At 39.6% G+C, this 16,929-nt stretch carries 21 protein-coding genes and 1 pseudogene; 19 read left to right on the top strand and 3 right to left on the bottom strand.

Features of this window, described 5'->3' with window-relative positions:
• Window positions 1-48: 48 nt before the first annotated feature.
• The 7 genes from KMHG_RS08065 (at window position 49) to KMHG_RS08035 (ending at window position 5,650) form a co-directional block, all read left to right on the top strand.
• On the top strand, window positions 49-657 hold the full coding sequence (locus KMHG_RS08065) for a pyroglutamyl-peptidase I (RefSeq protein WP_010288558.1): 609 nt from the start codon (window positions 49-51) through the stop codon (window positions 655-657).
• Between the two features lie 151 nt (window positions 658-808).
• On the top strand, window positions 809-2,302 hold the full coding sequence (locus tag KMHG_RS18365) for a DUF5776 domain-containing protein (protein ID WP_010288556.1): 1,494 nt from the start codon (window positions 809-811) through the stop codon (window positions 2,300-2,302).
• Window positions 2,303-2,532: 230 nt separating this feature from the next.
• Window positions 2,533-3,240, top strand: coding sequence for an SH3 domain-containing protein (locus KMHG_RS17525; protein WP_084761427.1), 708 nt, complete (start codon window positions 2,533-2,535; stop codon window positions 3,238-3,240).
• Window positions 3,241-3,260: 20 nt separating this feature from the next.
• The gene (locus tag KMHG_RS08050) at window positions 3,261-3,968 is read left to right on the top strand and encodes an SH3 domain-containing protein (RefSeq protein WP_010288552.1); all 708 of its coding nucleotides are present in this window, start codon (window positions 3,261-3,263) and stop codon (window positions 3,966-3,968) included.
• Window positions 3,969-3,984: 16 nt separating this feature from the next.
• Window positions 3,985-4,488 (top strand): SH3 domain-containing protein, encoded by a 504-nt coding sequence (locus tag KMHG_RS08045; RefSeq protein WP_010288551.1) that lies wholly within the window; start codon window positions 3,985-3,987, stop codon window positions 4,486-4,488.
• A gap of 15 nt (window positions 4,489-4,503) precedes the next feature.
• The gene (locus tag KMHG_RS08040; RefSeq protein ID WP_010288550.1) at window positions 4,504-5,010 is read left to right on the top strand and encodes an SH3 domain-containing protein; all 507 of its coding nucleotides are present in this window, start codon (window positions 4,504-4,506) and stop codon (window positions 5,008-5,010) included.
• 82 nt (window positions 5,011-5,092) lie between these two features.
• A complete protein-coding gene (locus KMHG_RS08035; protein ID WP_010288549.1) occupies window positions 5,093-5,650 on the top strand; it encodes a GNAT family N-acetyltransferase in 558 nt (185 codons plus the stop codon).
• A 50-nt stretch (window positions 5,651-5,700) separates the two neighbouring features.
• Here the strand turns inward: KMHG_RS08035 and KMHG_RS18360 are convergent, their stop codons facing one another.
• Window positions 5,701-6,159, bottom strand: coding sequence for a hypothetical protein (locus tag KMHG_RS18360; RefSeq protein ID WP_010288548.1), 459 nt, complete (start codon window positions 6,157-6,159; stop codon window positions 5,701-5,703).
• Between the two features lie 25 nt (window positions 6,160-6,184).
• A complete protein-coding gene (rpoN, locus tag KMHG_RS08025; protein WP_010288547.1) occupies window positions 6,185-7,441 on the bottom strand; it encodes an RNA polymerase factor sigma-54 in 1,257 nt (418 codons plus the stop codon).
• A 285-nt stretch (window positions 7,442-7,726) separates the two neighbouring features.
• Between rpoN and KMHG_RS08020 the strand changes: the two genes are divergently transcribed.
• The 12 genes and pseudogenes from KMHG_RS08020 (at window position 7,727) to KMHG_RS19345 (ending at window position 16,011) form a co-directional block, all read left to right on the top strand.
• Window positions 7,727-8,722, top strand: coding sequence for a LacI family DNA-binding transcriptional regulator (locus KMHG_RS08020; protein WP_044504583.1), 996 nt, complete (start codon window positions 7,727-7,729; stop codon window positions 8,720-8,722).
• Entirely contained in the window at window positions 8,719-9,597 is an 879-nt protein-coding gene (gene rbsK, locus KMHG_RS08015) for a ribokinase (protein WP_010288544.1), read from the top strand. The genes KMHG_RS08020 and rbsK overlap by 4 nt, the downstream gene beginning before the upstream one ends.
• Window positions 9,598-9,990 (top strand): D-ribose pyranase, encoded by a 393-nt coding sequence (gene rbsD / locus KMHG_RS08010; RefSeq protein ID WP_010288543.1) that lies wholly within the window; start codon window positions 9,598-9,600, stop codon window positions 9,988-9,990.
• A gap of 15 nt (window positions 9,991-10,005) precedes the next feature.
• Window positions 10,006-11,508 carry a sugar ABC transporter ATP-binding protein gene (locus tag KMHG_RS08005; protein WP_010288542.1) on the top strand — a complete coding sequence of 501 codons (1,503 nt, stop codon included), beginning with the start codon at window positions 10,006-10,008 and terminating at the stop codon, window positions 11,506-11,508.
• A gap of 7 nt (window positions 11,509-11,515) precedes the next feature.
• The gene (rbsC, locus tag KMHG_RS08000; RefSeq protein ID WP_238984683.1) at window positions 11,516-12,430 is read left to right on the top strand and encodes a ribose ABC transporter permease; all 915 of its coding nucleotides are present in this window, start codon (window positions 11,516-11,518) and stop codon (window positions 12,428-12,430) included.
• Between the two features lie 25 nt (window positions 12,431-12,455).
• Complete coding sequence (gene rbsB, locus KMHG_RS07995; protein WP_010288540.1) at window positions 12,456-13,382, top strand: ribose ABC transporter substrate-binding protein RbsB; 927 nt, start codon at window positions 12,456-12,458, stop codon at window positions 13,380-13,382.
• 265 nt (window positions 13,383-13,647) lie between these two features.
• Entirely contained in the window at window positions 13,648-13,842 is a 195-nt protein-coding gene (locus tag KMHG_RS07990) for a hypothetical protein (protein WP_010288539.1), read from the top strand.
• Between the two features lie 99 nt (window positions 13,843-13,941).
• Window positions 13,942-14,625, top strand: coding sequence for a hypothetical protein (locus KMHG_RS07985; protein ID WP_010288538.1), 684 nt, complete (start codon window positions 13,942-13,944; stop codon window positions 14,623-14,625).
• Window positions 14,626-14,846: 221 nt separating this feature from the next.
• Window positions 14,847-15,005: a hypothetical protein gene (locus KMHG_RS19060; protein WP_154647364.1), complete on the top strand. Its 159-nt coding sequence runs from the start codon at window positions 14,847-14,849 to the stop codon at window positions 15,003-15,005.
• A gap of 143 nt (window positions 15,006-15,148) precedes the next feature.
• Entirely contained in the window at window positions 15,149-15,448 is a 300-nt protein-coding gene (locus KMHG_RS19755; protein ID WP_010288536.1) for an AMP-binding protein, read from the top strand.
• A 54-nt stretch (window positions 15,449-15,502) separates the two neighbouring features.
• Window positions 15,503-15,847, top strand: a pseudogene (locus KMHG_RS19840) (AMP-binding protein); the annotation flags it as partial.
• Between the two features lie 26 nt (window positions 15,848-15,873).
• Entirely contained in the window at window positions 15,874-16,011 is a 138-nt protein-coding gene (locus tag KMHG_RS19345) for a hypothetical protein (protein WP_162531649.1), read from the top strand.
• A gap of 310 nt (window positions 16,012-16,321) precedes the next feature.
• Here the strand turns inward: KMHG_RS19345 and KMHG_RS07965 are convergent, their stop codons facing one another.
• A complete protein-coding gene (locus KMHG_RS07965; protein WP_010288533.1) occupies window positions 16,322-16,921 on the bottom strand; it encodes a transglutaminase-like domain-containing protein in 600 nt (199 codons plus the stop codon).
• Window positions 16,922-16,929 lie beyond the last annotated feature (8 nt).

Raw genomic sequence — 16,929 nt, 5'->3', positions numbered from 1 at the left:
GAAGTAGTGCTGTCTTTTTTGTATAATGACACAAAGGGAGATGGACATATGAAATTGTTATTAACAGGCTTTGAACCGTTTTTAAATTTACAAGAAAATCCGACGATGCCAGTCGTTGCTGCATTAGACAGGCAACATATTGGGGAATATGAAGTAATTGGTCATATATTGCCGGTTGCGTTTCACGATGCACGCGTAGCACTTTCGACAATTATCGAAGCTGTACAACCAGATTTGATCGTATCGCTCGGCGTGGCTGTCGGACGTTATCAAGTAACGCCGGAACGTATTGCGATTAATGTCGCGAGCAGTACGAAACCAGACAATACAGGACACACGCCACAAGATGAACCCGTTATCGCAGGTGGTGCAGAAAGTTATATGTCACGCCTGCCGATTCAACAAATAACGGCTGCATTAAATGAAGCGGGTTATCCAGCACGCATCTCGGATACAGCTGGAACGTACGTCTGCAATACAGTGATGTATGAAGGTTTACGATATGCCGTCGAGCATGATATTGCTGCAGGATTTATTCATATCCCGGCGAATTTTGAACTATCAATTGCACATGGTAAAGTGCCAGGGTGGCATCAGCGAGATTTGAACGATGCCATCCGCATTGCACTTGAAACGATTGTAGAAGTGAAGGCCTAGCCTCACTTCTTTTTTTGTAATAGAAATGATGCAATGTAATATAAATTTAATAAATAATTGTTAAAAAGGTCCGAACGAACTAGCATAAAGTTGGTATGATGGATATGGTCGTTTTTGAAATGACTAAGATAGAAGGGAGACACAGCAAAAGTTGAAAAGTACGAAACAATTTGTTGTTGTCGCTTTCAGTTTCATCATTTGTCTCATTGCTTCTGTCGTTGTAAGTCAAACGGCAAATGCAGTGGACAAAACTTCGGCGAAACCTGATGGTACAATTGAATGGGAAGGCACACCATATGTGTCAGACTATACAAAAGGTGTCCAAACGAAAGCCACAACAGGCATGATTATTGATGTATCTAAATGGCAAGGGAATATTGACTGGGCGAAAGTTGCAAAATCAACAGATTTAGCAGTTATTCGTGTTCAGTACGGAAGTTCAGTAGAAGATTATATGCACAAAACATATGAAAAAGGCGCCAAAGCAAACGGCATCCCATATGGTGTATATTCATATATGTTAGCATCATCAAGTGCAAACGCACGTGTAGAAGCACGTAATTTATACAATCGTGCGAGCAGTGATGCAAAATTTTACGTCATTGACGTTGAGGAAATGACGAGCAAGTCTGGCGAAAGTATGCGTACGATCGTCAATGCGTATGTCGATGAACTACGCAAACATACGAATAAAAAAATCGGCTTATACGTTGCTCATCATTTATATACGAAATTGAACTTAGACACGAAAAAAGCAGATTTCATGTGGATTCCACGTTACGGTTCAGCAGCGCCTGCTTATAAATATGATTTATGGCAATATACCGATCGCGCTAAAATTAACGGTATCGCTGGTACGGTTGATGCGAATAAATTAGCGAGTGGCAAAAAAGTAAGCGACTTCTTAAAGACGTCACCACTTGCTTACAATTCAGAAGTTAAAAAAGAAGTAACAAAAACGTCTAATGTGAGCACGACGTATTATACGTCTAACCCGAAAAAAGTCGTGTTGAAAAAACAAGTAGGCGAATATCGCGATAAAGCATTCGATGAAAAAGTGCGTAACTTGAAAAAAGGGAAAATTGTTGAGGTAGCAAGCGTTGCGACGTTAGCAAACGGTGTTACACGTCTGAAATTAGCAAACGGTCATTATATTACGGCTAATAAAGCAAACGTATTAAAAGTGCGTAGTGATATTGATAACTATATCACCGACGTCCCAGAGCGCGCGTTATTACGACGCTACCAAATCATTTACGATTCGAAAAACTTTACGCGAAAACATGAATTACGTACGTATGAAAAAAATACGACGTTCAAAATTAAAAGTATCGTGTATACAGCGAGTGGGACACCACGTTTGAAAACGACGAGTGGAAATTACTTATCAGCACGTAAAGACATTACGCGTGCCGTACCACTCGATATTAAAGATTATTATTACATCAATCCGAAGACGGTAACGGTGGCACAAGATTTAAACGTCTTTTCATCTGTTGCTTTTAAAGAAGAGCAAAAAATGTATATCGTTCGTGTTGGCGAAACGTTACAAATAGAAGGTGTTCGCTACACAGACAAAGGTATACCACGTTTAAAAATTGGTGAAGGCCAGTATATTACTGCGTATAAAAAGCGTTTTGAATAATGACGAAGAGACTAGCCTAGTGCTAGTCTTTTTTTTGGTCCTAAGTAAGAAGAGAATGGGATTGTGTATTAAGTCCTTTTTACGTTATTTTTTATGATAAATTTTATGCCTTTGTACAAATTATATCAAAAATTTATTGATTTTTCTGAAAAAAGATGTCATATTGGAAAGACATAATAGGGTGATGTTAGCTTTAGAGAGGATGTGCAAAATAAAAAAAGGATGTGTGAATGATGAAGTCATCACTTGTGAAGTGGACGCTTATCGCAAGTTTGACAACGTCAGCCTTTGGAATGAGCATCGTGGCACCACATGCGCAAACGAAAACAGCCCAAGCTGCAACAACGGTATTTTCAATGACGAGCGGTGTCAATGTACGGAGTGGCCCAGGAACAACTTATCGTGTGCTCGGCCAGCTCACATTTAACGATCCGTTAACGATCGTGCGGAAATATAATAGTGCTTGGTACGAAGTGTATTACAAATCAAATAAAGCTTACGTATCAGCAAGTTGGGTCAATTTAAAACCGAACGTTCAAGCTTATTATCGGGTGAAAGCAAATGGTTATGCGTTAAACGCGCGTGGTGGTCCAGGCACGAAATACCGCGTCTTATGGCAGTATAAAGACGGGGCAATCGTGCCAATGCTGAACAAAACAACGTCAAACTGGTATCGGGTCTGGAAAGGTGGTTCGACGTTAGGATATGTGTCAGCAGCATATTTAACACCGCTAGATGCATCTATTGTGCGAACAGAAGGGATGAAACTCAACTTACGTGCAGGTCCTAGCTCGAAATATAAAATTATTCGAAAGTTAGAACGCGGGACGATGGTATATGTCGTTCATCAAAACAATGCGCGCTGGACAGCCATTGCTTATGATAACGGCAAAGTAGGATTCGTAAATGCGAAATATTTAGAACGGTATCCTTATTAAATAAGTGAGGAGGAGCAATGATGGCCAGATTCATTTTGAACAAATGGATGATGGCAATTGGGTTAACGTTTTCCGCGGTAACTATGACAGCTGTTGCACAGCCACAAATCGGGGCAGAGGCGGCACAACAAATTCAAATTCAATATGCCCAGTATGACGGGTTGAAAATTTACAAAAAACCATCGCTCGCTGGTGACGTACTCGGTGATTATACGCTAAACAATTCGGTACTTGTCATTAGGAGCTATAACAGTCAATTTTACGAAGTGAAATATGAAACGGGAAAAGCATATGTTGAAAAAATCTATGTGAGTAAAACGCCGTACTTTGTGCAAGCGTTACTCGTGAAGGTGCCGTCTTATGATACGTTAAATGTGCGCAAAGGACCTGGGATTAGTTACGGCAAACTAGGAACGTTGAAAAATAACGCACCATTGTATATCACAAGTACGGAAAACGCGGGCAATTGGATACAAGTATGGTATAAAGGGTCATTTGGCTATGTGCATAAAGCTTATACGAAAACACCACCGCTTTATGTCGTAAAGGTCGCTTCAAATGATACGTTAAATGTACGGACAGGGCCGGGTGTACAATATGAACGATTCGGTGCACTTTACCCGCAAGATACCGTACAAGTATTGCAAAAAACGACTGCCAAATGGTATGAAGTGTATCACCGTGGACAAATTGGATACGTGTCAGCCGCTTATATCGTCAAAAAATAAGTAAGAGGTGGAATCTATGAAATGGCTGAAAGGATTGCTTGCGGTAGGGATGAGTGCCTCAGCATTTGGCCTCACATATGCCGCACAACCAGCACAAGTGGAACAAGCGCAAGCTGCAACGACGATGTATTCACATGCAAATAATTTAAACATTCGCACAGGACCGAGTACGAAATACCGCGTAGTCGGGCAATTTGATCAAAACGATAAAATCAACGTGTTAAAATCGTACAATGCACAATGGTACCAAATCTCGTATAAAGGCTATAAGCGTTACGTAGCAAAAATGTACGTGTCAAAATCTGTTTATTACATTACACGTAGTTATGTCGCAACTCCAAAAGGCGTAAACTTAAATATCCGCTCAGGGCCTGGGACAAACTATAAAATTGTGACAAAGGCAGCTTCTGGCACGTACGTGAAAGTAACAGACTTCTATAGCTTGAATTGGTTTAAAGTGTATCATAACGGAAAATTTGGTTACGCAAGTACCGCGTATTTAGAAACACATTATGAATGATTGTGGAGGGATTAGATGAAGAAAATGTTGAAAGGCTTGCTCGCTGTGAGTATGAGTGCCTCGGCATTTGGGCTTACGTATGCTACGCAGCCGTCACAAGTCGAACAAGCACAAGCAGCAACGACGCGTTACGCGCAAGTGGATCATTTAAATATACGCACAGGGCCGAGTACGAAATATCGTGTAGTCGGACAGTTTCATACGAATGATAAAGTGAGCGTCTTAAAGTCGTACAACGCAAAATGGTATCAAATTTCGTATAAAGGTTATAAGCGTTACGTCTCTAAAGCGTATGTTGCAAAGCTTCCAGTCTATATCGGCGAAGGGCTTGTCACAACACCGAAAGGTATCAATTTAAATATACGCTCAGGCCCAACTACGAAATATCGTATCGTCGGTAAAGTTATGTCAGGTAAAGAAGTTTATATTATCGATTTCGTCGATAATAGCACATGGTACAAAATTTATTATAAAGGGGTCATCGGTTACGCAACGTCTCAATATGTATATTTCTATCATTAACTATTGAAAAGAATCTTATCGCTATAGATAAGGTTCTTTTTTAATGCGCTGTCCACTATACTGTTTAAAAAGGGGGATTAGGATGTTAGAAAATGACGTTGTTCGATTAGAACCAATTGCGCTACACCATGCACAAGCATTGGCGAAGGCGGCAGATGATGACCGTATTTGGGAGATGACGCAGCCGAGGATACGTTCAGTAGAAGATGCGCAAGCGTATATTCAATTTGCGCTCGATGCACAAGACCAACAAGCGTATGCAATTTTTTCAAAGCTTCATAATGAATTTGTCGGTGCGACGCGTTTTTATACGATCGAAACGAGTTTCGGAAGTGCAGAAATGGGCTATACGTGGCTGAACCCGGTAGCTTGGCGTACACCGATTAATACGAATGTAAAATATTTAATGATGATCGACGCGTTTGAAGTGCGGCATTTTAAGCGACTACAAATTATGGCAGATACGCGAAATACGCGCTCTCGTCGTGCCATTGAGCGAATCGGCGCGACATTTGAAGGGATATTGCGAAAACATAAATTTGGTGCGGACGGGGCGATAAGAGATAGTGCCGTGTATAGCGTCGTCGATGATGAATGGCCACAAGTAAAAACACATATTGAAAGACTATTAACGCATTAAAAAAGAGCGCTTTAGTGGATCACTAAAGCGCTCTTTATGTTTTAAATATTTTAATTTTCCGATAATTCACGAGGCGATTGTGCCGTATACCATACATAATAGCCGCTCATACATAATACGGAACAAACGCTTACGATATCGCCATAACCAGCAAATAATGAGGCATGGCCGCTAGCGATGACGCCATCGTTAATTGTTTTTAACGATAAAAAGATGAGCAAGCTATTTTTAAGTAAATAGCATGCGAAAACGGAGTTATTGTAAAAATATTGCTTATTTTCAGAATTTAATGCGCGGTATTCATGCCATTCTGGATGCTTTTCAAGTAGCGATAAAAAATGCCAAAGCACAAATCCAACGACGAGCGGTAATAACAAAAACCATTTCGTATACCAGATGTCGAGGGATGGGCTATAAACGAACGTCGTGAAATGGTGCCAATAGCTTATGATATAGACAAAAGCGATGCCTAGCGTCGCCAAAGTGAATTTACTAAATAAATGTGTCATACGCGTGCCCCCTTATCTCATTATATCAGATAAGTTGCTTTCTTTTCGAGGCACTTGGGATCGATAATTCATCACGATATTTCGTAATCGTACGTCGAGCGAGCGAAATGTTTTGTTTTTCATGCAATAATTCGCAAATTTTTTGGTCTGAAAGGGGACGTGTTTTATCTTCTGATTGAATTAGTTGCTCAATATGCACTTTAATTGCTGTTTGCGAAGTGCCGCGTTCGTCTGCCGCGTTCGTAAACAATGTACGCAATGCGACTGTTCCAAACGGTGTGGCGAGCCATTTATTTTTCGTTGCACGACTAATCGTCGACTCGTGTACGCCTAACTGTGCGGCAATGTCTTTTAATAGAAGCGGCTTTAATGCAACATAGCCTTGTCTGAAAAAGGCTTGCTGATGCGATACGACAGCTTGTAATAAGCGCGTTAACGTTTGACGACGCTGTGCGATGCTTTGTGTTAACCATTCATAACGTTTAAATTGTGCTTTTAAAAAATCTGCAGCTTCTACGTGTGTAAAAAGATCGTCATAAGCAGTTGATAGCGTAATCGTCGGTAAGTCTTGCTCATTTAATTGAAATGAAAAGCCTTCTTTCGTTAACGTAATCGTGGCATCGGGTGTAATCGTTGCCGCTGGTTTACTAAAAAGTGAACGACAAGGTTTTGGTTCTAATGATTTGATCGTCCGGATAGCGCGGCGTAGTACAGGTTTTGTAATATGTAACGCTTTTTCAATGTCATCAAATTGTCCATTGGCAACATTTTCTAAATGGTATGTCACAATAGCTTCTGCAATCCGATTTTTCGGTGTCATTTGACGCAATTGGAGCAGCAAACAATGTTTTAAGTTAATTGCTGCAATACCAGGTGGGCCATACTTTTGTAGTTCATTGATAGCGCTTGTTAATAGCGACTTTTCTATATTGTATGTCACAATAATATCTTGTTGTAAATATCCGTTATCATCAAGGCTATGAATGACCATTTGACACGCATATAAGAGTGTTGGATCTTCAATCATACATTGAATTTCTTGTAAAAGTTCTTCACGAAAGTCTTTTTCAGCTGCAATAGATGGTAAAACGTCGTCAAAATGACCACTTTTTCGCTGAATTGGCGTTGTATCTTTCAATTCAATCAATGGATTAGACAATGCTTGCTCTCGAATAAATTGTGCTAAATCTTCATGAGAATATTGTAGTAATTCAATAGATTGACGTAGTTGCGTCGTCATATGCAATTTAAGCTGTTGTTTTTGAGAAAGGATCATTTTCATGCGAATACACCTTCTTTTTCTCTTTTAGTGTCATATTTTCTTTTATCATATCATTGAATGGTAAATAATAGTATCACTTAATGCGAAAAAAATGTGTATTTTTTAAAACCGCTAATTTTGCTATTATATAACGACGATTTCTGTTTTATAACAAGTTTTTTGTCCCACTATGACTTAAATTAGTATGACCTAATAAAAAAATGTGTTGACGTAATAAAAATCATGCATTATATTATGTGTAATCGGTTACACATGAAACCGGTTCCACAAATTCGTTTTGAGGTGATGGCATTGGCAACAATTCGGGATGTCGCAAAGGAAGCAGGCGTATCAGTCGCTACCGTTTCTAGACATTTGAATAGTAAAGGTTACGTAAGTGAGGAAGCGAAACAAGCGATTGAAAAAGCAATTGCAACGCTCCAATATGCACCAAATCAACTAGCGCGTTCGCTGTCAACAAAGCAGACGAACATGATAGGACTACTCGTGCCGGATATTACGAACCCGTTTTTCCCCGAGCTTGCGAGTGCCGTTGAGCGTACAGCATATGAACATGGCTACACAGTTATGCTATGCAACGCCGGCGAAACGATTGACAAAGAAAAGCATTATATTCGTACACTGCAGCAAAATTATGCAGCAGGTTTTATTGTGACAACGAATCATATAGAAGCAAACTTTTATAAACCGCTGGATGTACCAATCGTCGCACTTGATCGTCATTTATCAGAAACGATCCCAACGGTGACTTCTGATAATGTTCTTGGCGGGAAGCTAGCCGCGCAATTTTTAGTCGAGCAAGGTTTTAAACGTATTTTATGCGTGAGAGGACCGCTTGACATCGATGTCGCAAATGATCGTATGAAAGGTTTTGAATCAATTATGCAAAAGCATACATCGGTTCAATACGACACGATTGTAAGCCCATTCGATTTTGCAGCTGCAAAGGAAATGACCGAACGACAATTTGCACAACGACGCGATTATGACGCAGTATTCGCTTCAAGCGATGCTTCGGCAATGGGCGTAATGAAGGCAGCCGAATCATACGGCATCAACATTCCAGCGGATATTTCAGTCGTTGGCTATGATGGCATTAACATTACAACGTTACTATCACCAGAGCTAACGACAATCGCACAACCTATTACAAAAATGGGAGAACGTGCAACACAACTACTTATTGCCTTAATAAAAGGTGAAAAAGTCGAAGAACAAGTCGTCGCATTTGCGCCAGAGCTTGTCATTCGAAAATCGACAAAGAAGGGAACGGAAGCATGATTACAGTAATCGGTAGTATTAACATGGACATCGTTGTAGAAACGAACGTTTTTCCTAAACAAGGTGAAACAGTATTCGGTCAAGCATTCCATACCGTTCCAGGTGGTAAAGGCGCGAACCAAGCAGTGGCAGTTGCACGCTTAGGCGGAGATGTCCACATGGTAGGTGCACTCGGTCGTGATGCCTTCGGTAAGGAATTACGTACAATTTTAACGCAAGAAAACATCAATGATGACTTAGTAGCAGATGTTGATACAGCAACAGGTATTGCAAGCATCACATTATTTGATGAAGATAATCGCATTATCGTTGTACCAGGCGCGAACTACGATGTGACAAACGCATCGATTGACGCAGCACGTGATTTAATCGCTCAAAGTGATTTAGTCGTGATGCAACTTGAAATTCCACAGGCAACGGTTGCTTACGCATTAGACGTATGCCAAGAGCTAGGAACGAAAGTATTATTAAATCCAGCACCAGCTGAAAACTTTAAAGCTGAATGGATGGACCGTGTCGCATACTTCACACCAAACGAAACAGAATGTGCAGATATTTTCGGCGTTGACGTAGAAGCAGCACTTGAAAAATATCCAAACCAACTAATCGTAACATTAGGTGGCGACGGCGCACGTTACTTTGATGGTGAACGTCACGTATTCGTGAAGGGGTTCAAAACACAACCTGTTGATACGACAGGCGCGGGTGATACATTTAACGGTGCATTTGCATATGCCGTAACGAATGGTCAAACGATCACAGAAGCAGTTGCATTTGCGAATATCGCAGCATCATTATCAGTAGAACAATTTGGTGCACAAGGCGGCATGCCAAGTCACGAAGCGGTGATCGAGCGTTTAGGAGGCGTGCAATAAATGAAAAAACAAGGGATTTTAAATCGTGAGTTAGCTGGCATTTTTGCTCGCATCGGTCACACAGATCGCATTATGATTGCGGACTGTGGCTTACCGATTCCAGACGGTGTCACTTGCATCGATTTATCTTACAAAATTGGCGAACCTGGCTTTATGGTCATTTTAGAAACGGTTCTAGAAGACTTTAAAGCAGAGAAGGCAATCGTCGCAACGGAAATTAACACACAAAATGAAAGCCTTTACAAAGATGTGAAACAATTAATGGACGTACCATTTGAAGAAGTTTCACACGAACAATTGAAAGTGCTCTCAAAAGATGCAAAAGTAATTATTCGTACAGGTGAAGCAACACCATACGCGAACATTTTACTGCAATCTGGCGTGATTTTTTAGAAGGAGGGAACTCGCATGATTGAAATGTCGGGCATTCATAAGGCGTTTAACGGAAATGTCGTACTGAAGGATGTTCAATTCCAATTAGGTGATGGAGAAATCCATGCACTAATGGGTGAGAATGGTGCCGGTAAATCAACGATGATGAAAATCCTAACAGGGATTTACGAACGTGATGCTGGTGTCATTAAAGTCGATGGTGAAGAAGTTCACTTCAAATCACCGAAAGAAGCAGAAGCAAAAGGGATCGCGGTTATTCACCAAGAGTTAAATATTTTACCGGATTTATCAGTTGCCGAAAACTTATTTTTAGGCAATGAGCAAACAGCTGGATTCGGTATTTTGAAAAACAAAGAAATGAATAAAGAAGCAAAACGCATTTTAAGTCAACTTGGCTTAGACATCGATGTGCGTACACCAGCTGGTAATCTTTCAGTCGGTAAACAACAAATCATCGAGATTGCGAAAGCGATTGAAACAAATGCGAAAGTCATCATCATGGATGAACCGACTGCTGCACTGACGGACCGCGAAATTCAAACGTTATTCAAAACGATTCATAAATTAAAAGCAGAAGGCGTATCATTCGTCTACATTTCTCACCGTATGGAAGAAATTTTCTCAATTTGTGATCGCATTACGATTTTACGTGATGGTGAATACGTTGGTGTGCGCGTCATTAAAGAAACAACATTTGATGAAATCGTTCAAATGATGGTAGGTCGTGAGCTAGGCGAACGATTCCCAGAGCGCCACGCACAAATCGGCGATGTTAAGCTTGAATTAAAAGGGCTTACACGTCCAGGTCTTTGCGAAGATATTAACTTCTCTGTACGCAAAGGTGAAATCGTTGCACTTGCTGGACTGATGGGTGCGGGCCGTACTGAAGTTGCACAAGCAATCTTCGGTCACCGCAAAATGTCGAAAGGTCAAATTTTCATTGACGGTAACGAAGTGAAAATTAAAAATCCACGCCAAGCGAAAAAACTAGGCATCGGCTTCGTAACAGAAGACCGTAAAACACAAGGTTTAATCGTAGACTTCTCAATTAAAGAGAACATTTCGATGGCCAACTTCGATAAAGTATCGACATCAGGTATGATTAGCGGTTCGAAAGAAAAATCATTCGTAAGTAATTTCGTGAAACGTCTCGGCGTTAAAACACCGACTGCTGAATTACCTGCAAAATCTTTATCAGGTGGTAACCAACAAAAAGTCGTTATTGCAAAATGGTTAGGTATCAACCCTGAAATTTTAATTTTAGATGAACCGACACGTGGCGTAGATATCGGCGCGAAAAAAGAAATTTATCAAATTATGAATGACTTAGCAGAACAAGGCGTTGCAATCTTAATGATTTCATCTGAATTACCGGAAGTAATCGGTATGTCAGACCGCGTCCTTGTCATGCACGAAGGTAAAATTACTGGTGAAGTCACTGGTGAAGATATGACACAAGAAAAAATTATGCATTATGCTACTGGAGGTGACAAAGTTGTCCAAAGCCAAAACTTCTAATGGCCTAATGCAAAAATTAGGGCCTTTATTTGGATTACTATTAATTGTCGTTATTATTTCTATCATGAGTCCGAGCTTCTTAACGTCGGATAATATTTTCAACGTACTTCGTCAAGTTTCAATTAGTGCGTTAATCGCATTCGGGATGACGTTTGTTATCTTAACAGGCGGTATTGACTTATCAGTCGGTTCAACGCTCGCATTGACGGGTGCAGTCGCTGCCACATTATTAGCAGGTGGTTATGATCCATTCATCGCAATGGCAGCAGCATTAGCTTTAGGTTTAGTATTAGGTGCAGTAAACGGTATCATTATCGCAAAAGGTAAAGTTGCACCATTCATCGCAACATTAGCAACAATGACAATTTATCGTGGTTTAACATTAGTGTACACAGATGGTAAACCAGTATCAGGTCTAGGTGATCACTTATCATTCCAAATGTTTGGTAAAGGTTATTTATTAGGTGTTCCAGTTCCGATCGTAACAATGACAGTCGCGTTCTTCGTACTATATTTCATCTTGCGTAAAACAACATTTGGCCGTCGTGTATATGCAATCGGTGGTAACGCTGAAGCTTCTCGTCTTTCAGGTATTAACGTAGACCGCACAACAATTGCTGTTTACGCTTTAACAGGTATGCTTGCTGCAATGTCTGCATTAATTTTAACTTCTCGTTTAAACTCAGCACAACCAACAGCAGGTACATCTTATGAATTAGATGCCATCGCAGCTGTAGTACTTGGTGGTACGAGCTTAACAGGCGGTCGTGGTTGGATCGTCGGTACATTAATCGGTGCATTAATCATCGGTGTACTAAACAACGGTCTAAACTTAATAGGTGTATCTTCATTCTTCCAACAAGTAGTCAAAGGGATTGTTATTTTATTTGCGGTATTAATCGACCGTAAAAAAGCAGCATAAATAAATTAAGAGGGGTATTTTACTTATGAACATCAAAAAATTATCTTGGACAGCATTATTATCATCTTCATTACTTTTAGGCGCGTGCTCAATGTCTCCAAATGGCGACGATTCATCATCTTCAGAGAAAAAATCATCTGGTGATGATGCAAAAATTGGTATGTCAGTCTCAACACTGAACAACCCATTCTTCGTAACATTATCTGATGGTGCAAAAGATGAAGCGAAAAAAGAGAAAGTTGATTTAACTGTAGTAGATGCACAAGATAATGCTTCTAAACAAGCATCTGACGTAGAAGATTTAATTCAACAAAACGTTGATTTAATCATCATCAACCCAACAGATTCTGAAGCAATTACTTCAGCAGTAGAAGCTGCAAACGCTGCAGATATTCCAGTCATCACAGTTGACCGAGCTTCTGAAGGCGGCGAAGTTGTTTCACATATCGCTTCTGATAACGAAGAGGGCGGTAAAATGGCAGCCGAATACTTAAAAGAAGTCATCGGTAAAGATGCGAAAGTCGCTCAACTTGAGGGTGTTGCAGGTTCATCTGCTGCCACTGAACGTGGTGCTGGTTTCGAATCAGTAGCGAAAAAAGATTTTGATATCGTCGCTTCACAAACAGCGAACTTCAACCGTTCAGAAGGTTTAACAGTAATGGAAAACATTTTACAATCAAATAGTGACGTTGAAGGTGTATTCGCACAAAACGATGAAATGGCATTAGGTGCAATCGAAGCAATCGAAGCATCAGGCAAAGACATCAAAGTTGTTGGTTTCGATGCAACTGACGACGGTGTAAAAGCTGTTGAAAATGGCAAAATGATCGCGACAATCGCACAAAAACCAACTGAAATTGGTGAAACTGCAATTGAAACAGCTGTCAAATCATTAAAAGGTGAAAAAGTAGAGAAAAATATCCCAGTTGAATTAGAACTTGTAAAAAAATAATTCAATGATTTGTTTGAAAGAGCCGTGCAATCGCACGGCTCTTTTTCTATACTTTATACAGATATATGAAATGACAAATATGATTTAACGAGAAAAATACTTGTTTTTCCTTTAAAATAACAACAATAAAGCTTTTTAAGCGAATTTTCATTAAAAAGGGACAAAAATTATCTGTACTGTACAAAAGTATGCTACAATAAAAATAGAATAAATAGTCAGAATTTTTACGATATATAGACATTGTCAGTGGAAGGAGCACTTGCGTATGAATGATATGAAAATCAATATCGCTTGTTTAGTTGTCAGTGTAGTCATTTTTCATGTGTTAAGTTATATGACCAATTCAATGAAATCAGACCAATTGTTTTTATCTATCGTCATATGGCTGACAGTGGGTAGTGTGTTAATTGTGATGGCAGAAGTGAAAAATAGACGTCAACGAACAAAAGAAGTCTCGTGAGGCTTCTTTTTTTGCGTTTTTTTAGTTTTTTTAATAAATAACTCATATTTTTTATGAAAAACGGTAATACATATAATAAAAGACTGGAGGCGACATCGTATGTTACTTTATGGCGGCCTCATCGGCTACTTATTATATAGCATTTTAATCATACTCAAAAAAGTAGATGATACGACGCTTACAACGCGCCAACAATGGATTGTCAACGTGTTGGCACCAGGCATCGGCTATTATTACAACGGGAAAATGCGTAGAGCGACATTGTTTTTTTGCATTGTAGGTATTCAAGCATTGATCGTCTTTGTCGGCATGTCACCACTGATTGCTGCGATTCCGGCGACAATGATGTTGATGTACTGTGCGTATAAAGATTACATGGCACAATCTCTAATTCAGCAGTTAAAACGATTAGAAAAAATCGTTCATAAAAAGCCTGTGATTGCATTAGATTTTGCTACGATGAGTAACCGAAAAACACGCCAACGCTTACTCAAACTATATGAGCGTACAAATTATGAATTTGCCATTGCACGACCACTCGTAGATGAACTAGAAAAGTTAAATATGCGCCGCACGTTAGAATTAATGTTTCATGAAGGGCGATTGCGCATTTTGCATTACAATGTGACGGATGCGATGCGCCAATATGCGATGATGCATCAAGAATCTGAGACAATGGCGCATTATATAGTAGATAGTATAGAAAAGAAGGAAGTTTATGTATTACCATTATCTTTTAATACACCAAATTTCCCTGGTATAGTTAGTTTAAAGCAAAAATAAAATATTTAATGAAACTTTTGATGTGAAAATATATATAAAGTAGTAAAAAAGGCTTGATGCTTTAGACTGATGAAGCTATAATGAAATAAGAATTTATATAGTGAATAAAGAGGGCGATACTCATAGCGCAACAAAATGTATTACTAATTTATACTTATTTAGTACTGAAGAAGTATTCTAATGCTGAAAATCCATTAAATGCAGCGCAAGTTGCTAAACATATGGTCGCAGATTATGGTGTGTCACAAAAACTAGATCGACGCACAATTTATGCCCATTTTGCAGATTTACAAAAATTATCGGAGATCCATCCTGAAGATGTAAATTATCGTTTTTTCCGCCAACCAAATGGTTCGGTTTATATTGAGTTCACATGTTAGGGAACAACTACATGTTTGAACGAAGCAATAGAGTCTACCGCTAAATAGCGAGATAGGCTCTTTTTTCATCAATTGTTTAGAAAGAGCTGTATTTATGGCATTACAATGTATGCCGTTCTTATTAAAAATAGAAGCTGAACGATATGCAGATCGTGTCGGAATGTGCATGTAACATATCGAACTGTATTTCAACGTGTGCGATCTTAGATGCATTTTTACAGCATCAACGTTTTGAAAAACATGCTGTCATTGGCATGTTGATGGATAATGACGTGACATTACCGATTGCTTATTTAGCGATTCAATACGCAGGTTATATTGCAATGCCTATTAATACAAAACTAACGACGAATGAAATTACATATATTTTAACGCAATCTAAAGCGTGTACTGTTATTACACAAACACATCTTACACATAAACTGGCGACGACATGCCCTTAGTGGACAATCGATTCGTCATCATGAATTTTTAAGGGAACGCTTACATTTAAAGAAATGCCATTACGACTTGAAGATATGATTGTCGTTATTTACACATCGGGTACGACTGGGCGCCCAAAAGGGGTTATGCACACCACTATTTCATTGTGCCGGGCGACATGTCTTTTTAAATCTAGCGTTATTAGCAGGCAGTATGTTCATATTAGAGGTGGTTTTTCGGCACGTAATGTACCGCGCTGGTTACATGAAACGAAAGCAACCGTATTTTTTGGCGTACCGATGATGTATGAATTACTCATTCAACAACCAATATTCCAACCGACATATATGCCTCATTTACGTTTATGTACATATGCGACGGCACCAATGCCTGTTTCATTGATTGAACGTCTCCGTCTACAATTTCCAACGGTTGCATTACAAAATTGTTATGGACAGACGGAAACGGTCCATGTGCGACGACGTTATATGATGAACAAATCGAACATAGCGCGTCAGTCGGGAAAGCGATTAATGAAGCGACGATGATTCGGATTGTAGATACAGATGGTGTGAGTTACTAGTTGGCAGTACGGGAGAAGCGCTTTGTGCGGATATAATTCGAGAACATTGTTTACGCTATTTAGCTTCATACAAAGTACCAGCCGCATTTGAAAACGTACAACATTTCCCACGAAATTCATCTGGAAAATTAATGAAGCATTTATTAAAAGTACATTCATCATAAGAAAAAGAGGCTGGGACAAAACATTTCATTTTCCTTTTTTAGTGTTCGCAACAAAAAACCGGAACCGCGCCACAGCGCGATTCCGGTTTTTCTTATGCTCATTTGAGATCGTGTTTTTACACTTATGTCCCAGCCTCTTCTATTCGTTATAACGTATCGGGCAATTGGTTAGCATACATATCGAGTGCATCATCTGCTGACCTTAACACATCAATCGTTTTGTCATTTGGTGCTGTAAAAACCGTTTCATACGTTTTTTCACCAACACTTTCATCTGGTGTGAAAGCGAGTGCAGGCGTTTCGATAGAAAAATCTGTCGCAACGTTTCCACGCGCATCGATATAAATCCAACGTTTTAAGGAAGGTAAATAAGCGGCGTTAAATGCATGTAAATAAAAACCTTGCGCTGGTTCATCAAACAACATTAATCGTTGATAGCAAAAGCCACTCGGAATGCCTTCTTTTCGAAGTAATGCAGCTAATAAATTGGCTTTCGCATAACAAATGCCCGTTTTATGCGCTACGACTTCTGATGCCGTTAATGTAACGGTATGCGTTTGATCGTCCCATGAATGCCCAATTTCATCGCGGACATATTCATAGCACATACGCACTTTGTCTACTTCAGGTAATGAACGAACGTGTAATGATTCGAGTAACGCCTCAATTTTTGGGTTATCGTAGTCAATAATGTCGCTTGATTTTAAATAATCATCAATAAACGGAGATTCGAGCTGAAATCCCATCGTTTCAA

The organism is Kurthia massiliensis (assembly GCF_000285555.1).
GTDB lineage: Bacteria > Bacillota > Bacilli > Bacillales_A > Planococcaceae > Kurthia > Kurthia massiliensis.
The sequence above is the reverse complement of the archived record's forward strand: the minus strand, read 5'-3'. Positions and strand labels throughout refer to the sequence as shown.

Excerpts from the sequence above, each read along its gene's own strand:
- KMHG_RS08065 (WP_010288558.1), top strand. The coding sequence starts at position 49 with ATGAAATTGTTATTAACAGGCTTTGAACCGTTTTTAAATTTACAAGAA.
- KMHG_RS17525 (WP_084761427.1), top strand. The coding sequence starts at position 2,533 with ATGATGAAGTCATCACTTGTGAAGTGGACGCTTATCGCAAGTTTGACA.
- KMHG_RS08050 (WP_010288552.1), top strand. The coding sequence starts at position 3,261 with ATGGCCAGATTCATTTTGAACAAATGGATGATGGCAATTGGGTTAACG.
- KMHG_RS08045 (WP_010288551.1), top strand. The coding sequence starts at position 3,985 with ATGAAATGGCTGAAAGGATTGCTTGCGGTAGGGATGAGTGCCTCAGCA.
- KMHG_RS08040 (WP_010288550.1), top strand. The coding sequence starts at position 4,504 with ATGAAGAAAATGTTGAAAGGCTTGCTCGCTGTGAGTATGAGTGCCTCG.
- KMHG_RS08035 (WP_010288549.1), top strand. The coding sequence starts at position 5,093 with ATGTTAGAAAATGACGTTGTTCGATTAGAACCAATTGCGCTACACCAT.
- KMHG_RS18360 (WP_010288548.1), bottom strand. The coding sequence starts at position 6,159 with ATGACACATTTATTTAGTAAATTCACTTTGGCGACGCTAGGCATCGCT.
- rpoN (WP_010288547.1), bottom strand. The coding sequence starts at position 7,441 with ATGAAAATGATCCTTTCTCAAAAACAACAGCTTAAATTGCATATGACG.
- KMHG_RS08020 (WP_044504583.1), top strand. The coding sequence starts at position 7,727 with ATGGCATTGGCAACAATTCGGGATGTCGCAAAGGAAGCAGGCGTATCA.
- rbsK (WP_010288544.1), top strand. The coding sequence starts at position 8,719 with ATGATTACAGTAATCGGTAGTATTAACATGGACATCGTTGTAGAAACG.
- rbsD (WP_010288543.1), top strand. The coding sequence starts at position 9,598 with ATGAAAAAACAAGGGATTTTAAATCGTGAGTTAGCTGGCATTTTTGCT.
- KMHG_RS08005 (WP_010288542.1), top strand. The coding sequence starts at position 10,006 with ATGATTGAAATGTCGGGCATTCATAAGGCGTTTAACGGAAATGTCGTA.
- rbsC (WP_238984683.1), top strand. The coding sequence starts at position 11,516 with ATGCAAAAATTAGGGCCTTTATTTGGATTACTATTAATTGTCGTTATT.
- rbsB (WP_010288540.1), top strand. The coding sequence starts at position 12,456 with ATGAACATCAAAAAATTATCTTGGACAGCATTATTATCATCTTCATTA.
- KMHG_RS07990 (WP_010288539.1), top strand. The coding sequence starts at position 13,648 with ATGAATGATATGAAAATCAATATCGCTTGTTTAGTTGTCAGTGTAGTC.
- KMHG_RS07985 (WP_010288538.1), top strand. The coding sequence starts at position 13,942 with ATGTTACTTTATGGCGGCCTCATCGGCTACTTATTATATAGCATTTTA.
- KMHG_RS19060 (WP_154647364.1), top strand. The coding sequence starts at position 14,847 with ATGGTCGCAGATTATGGTGTGTCACAAAAACTAGATCGACGCACAATT.
- KMHG_RS19755 (WP_010288536.1), top strand. The coding sequence starts at position 15,149 with ATGCAGATCGTGTCGGAATGTGCATGTAACATATCGAACTGTATTTCA.
- KMHG_RS07965 (WP_010288533.1), bottom strand. The coding sequence starts at position 16,921 with ATGGGATTTCAGCTCGAATCTCCGTTTATTGATGATTATTTAAAATCA.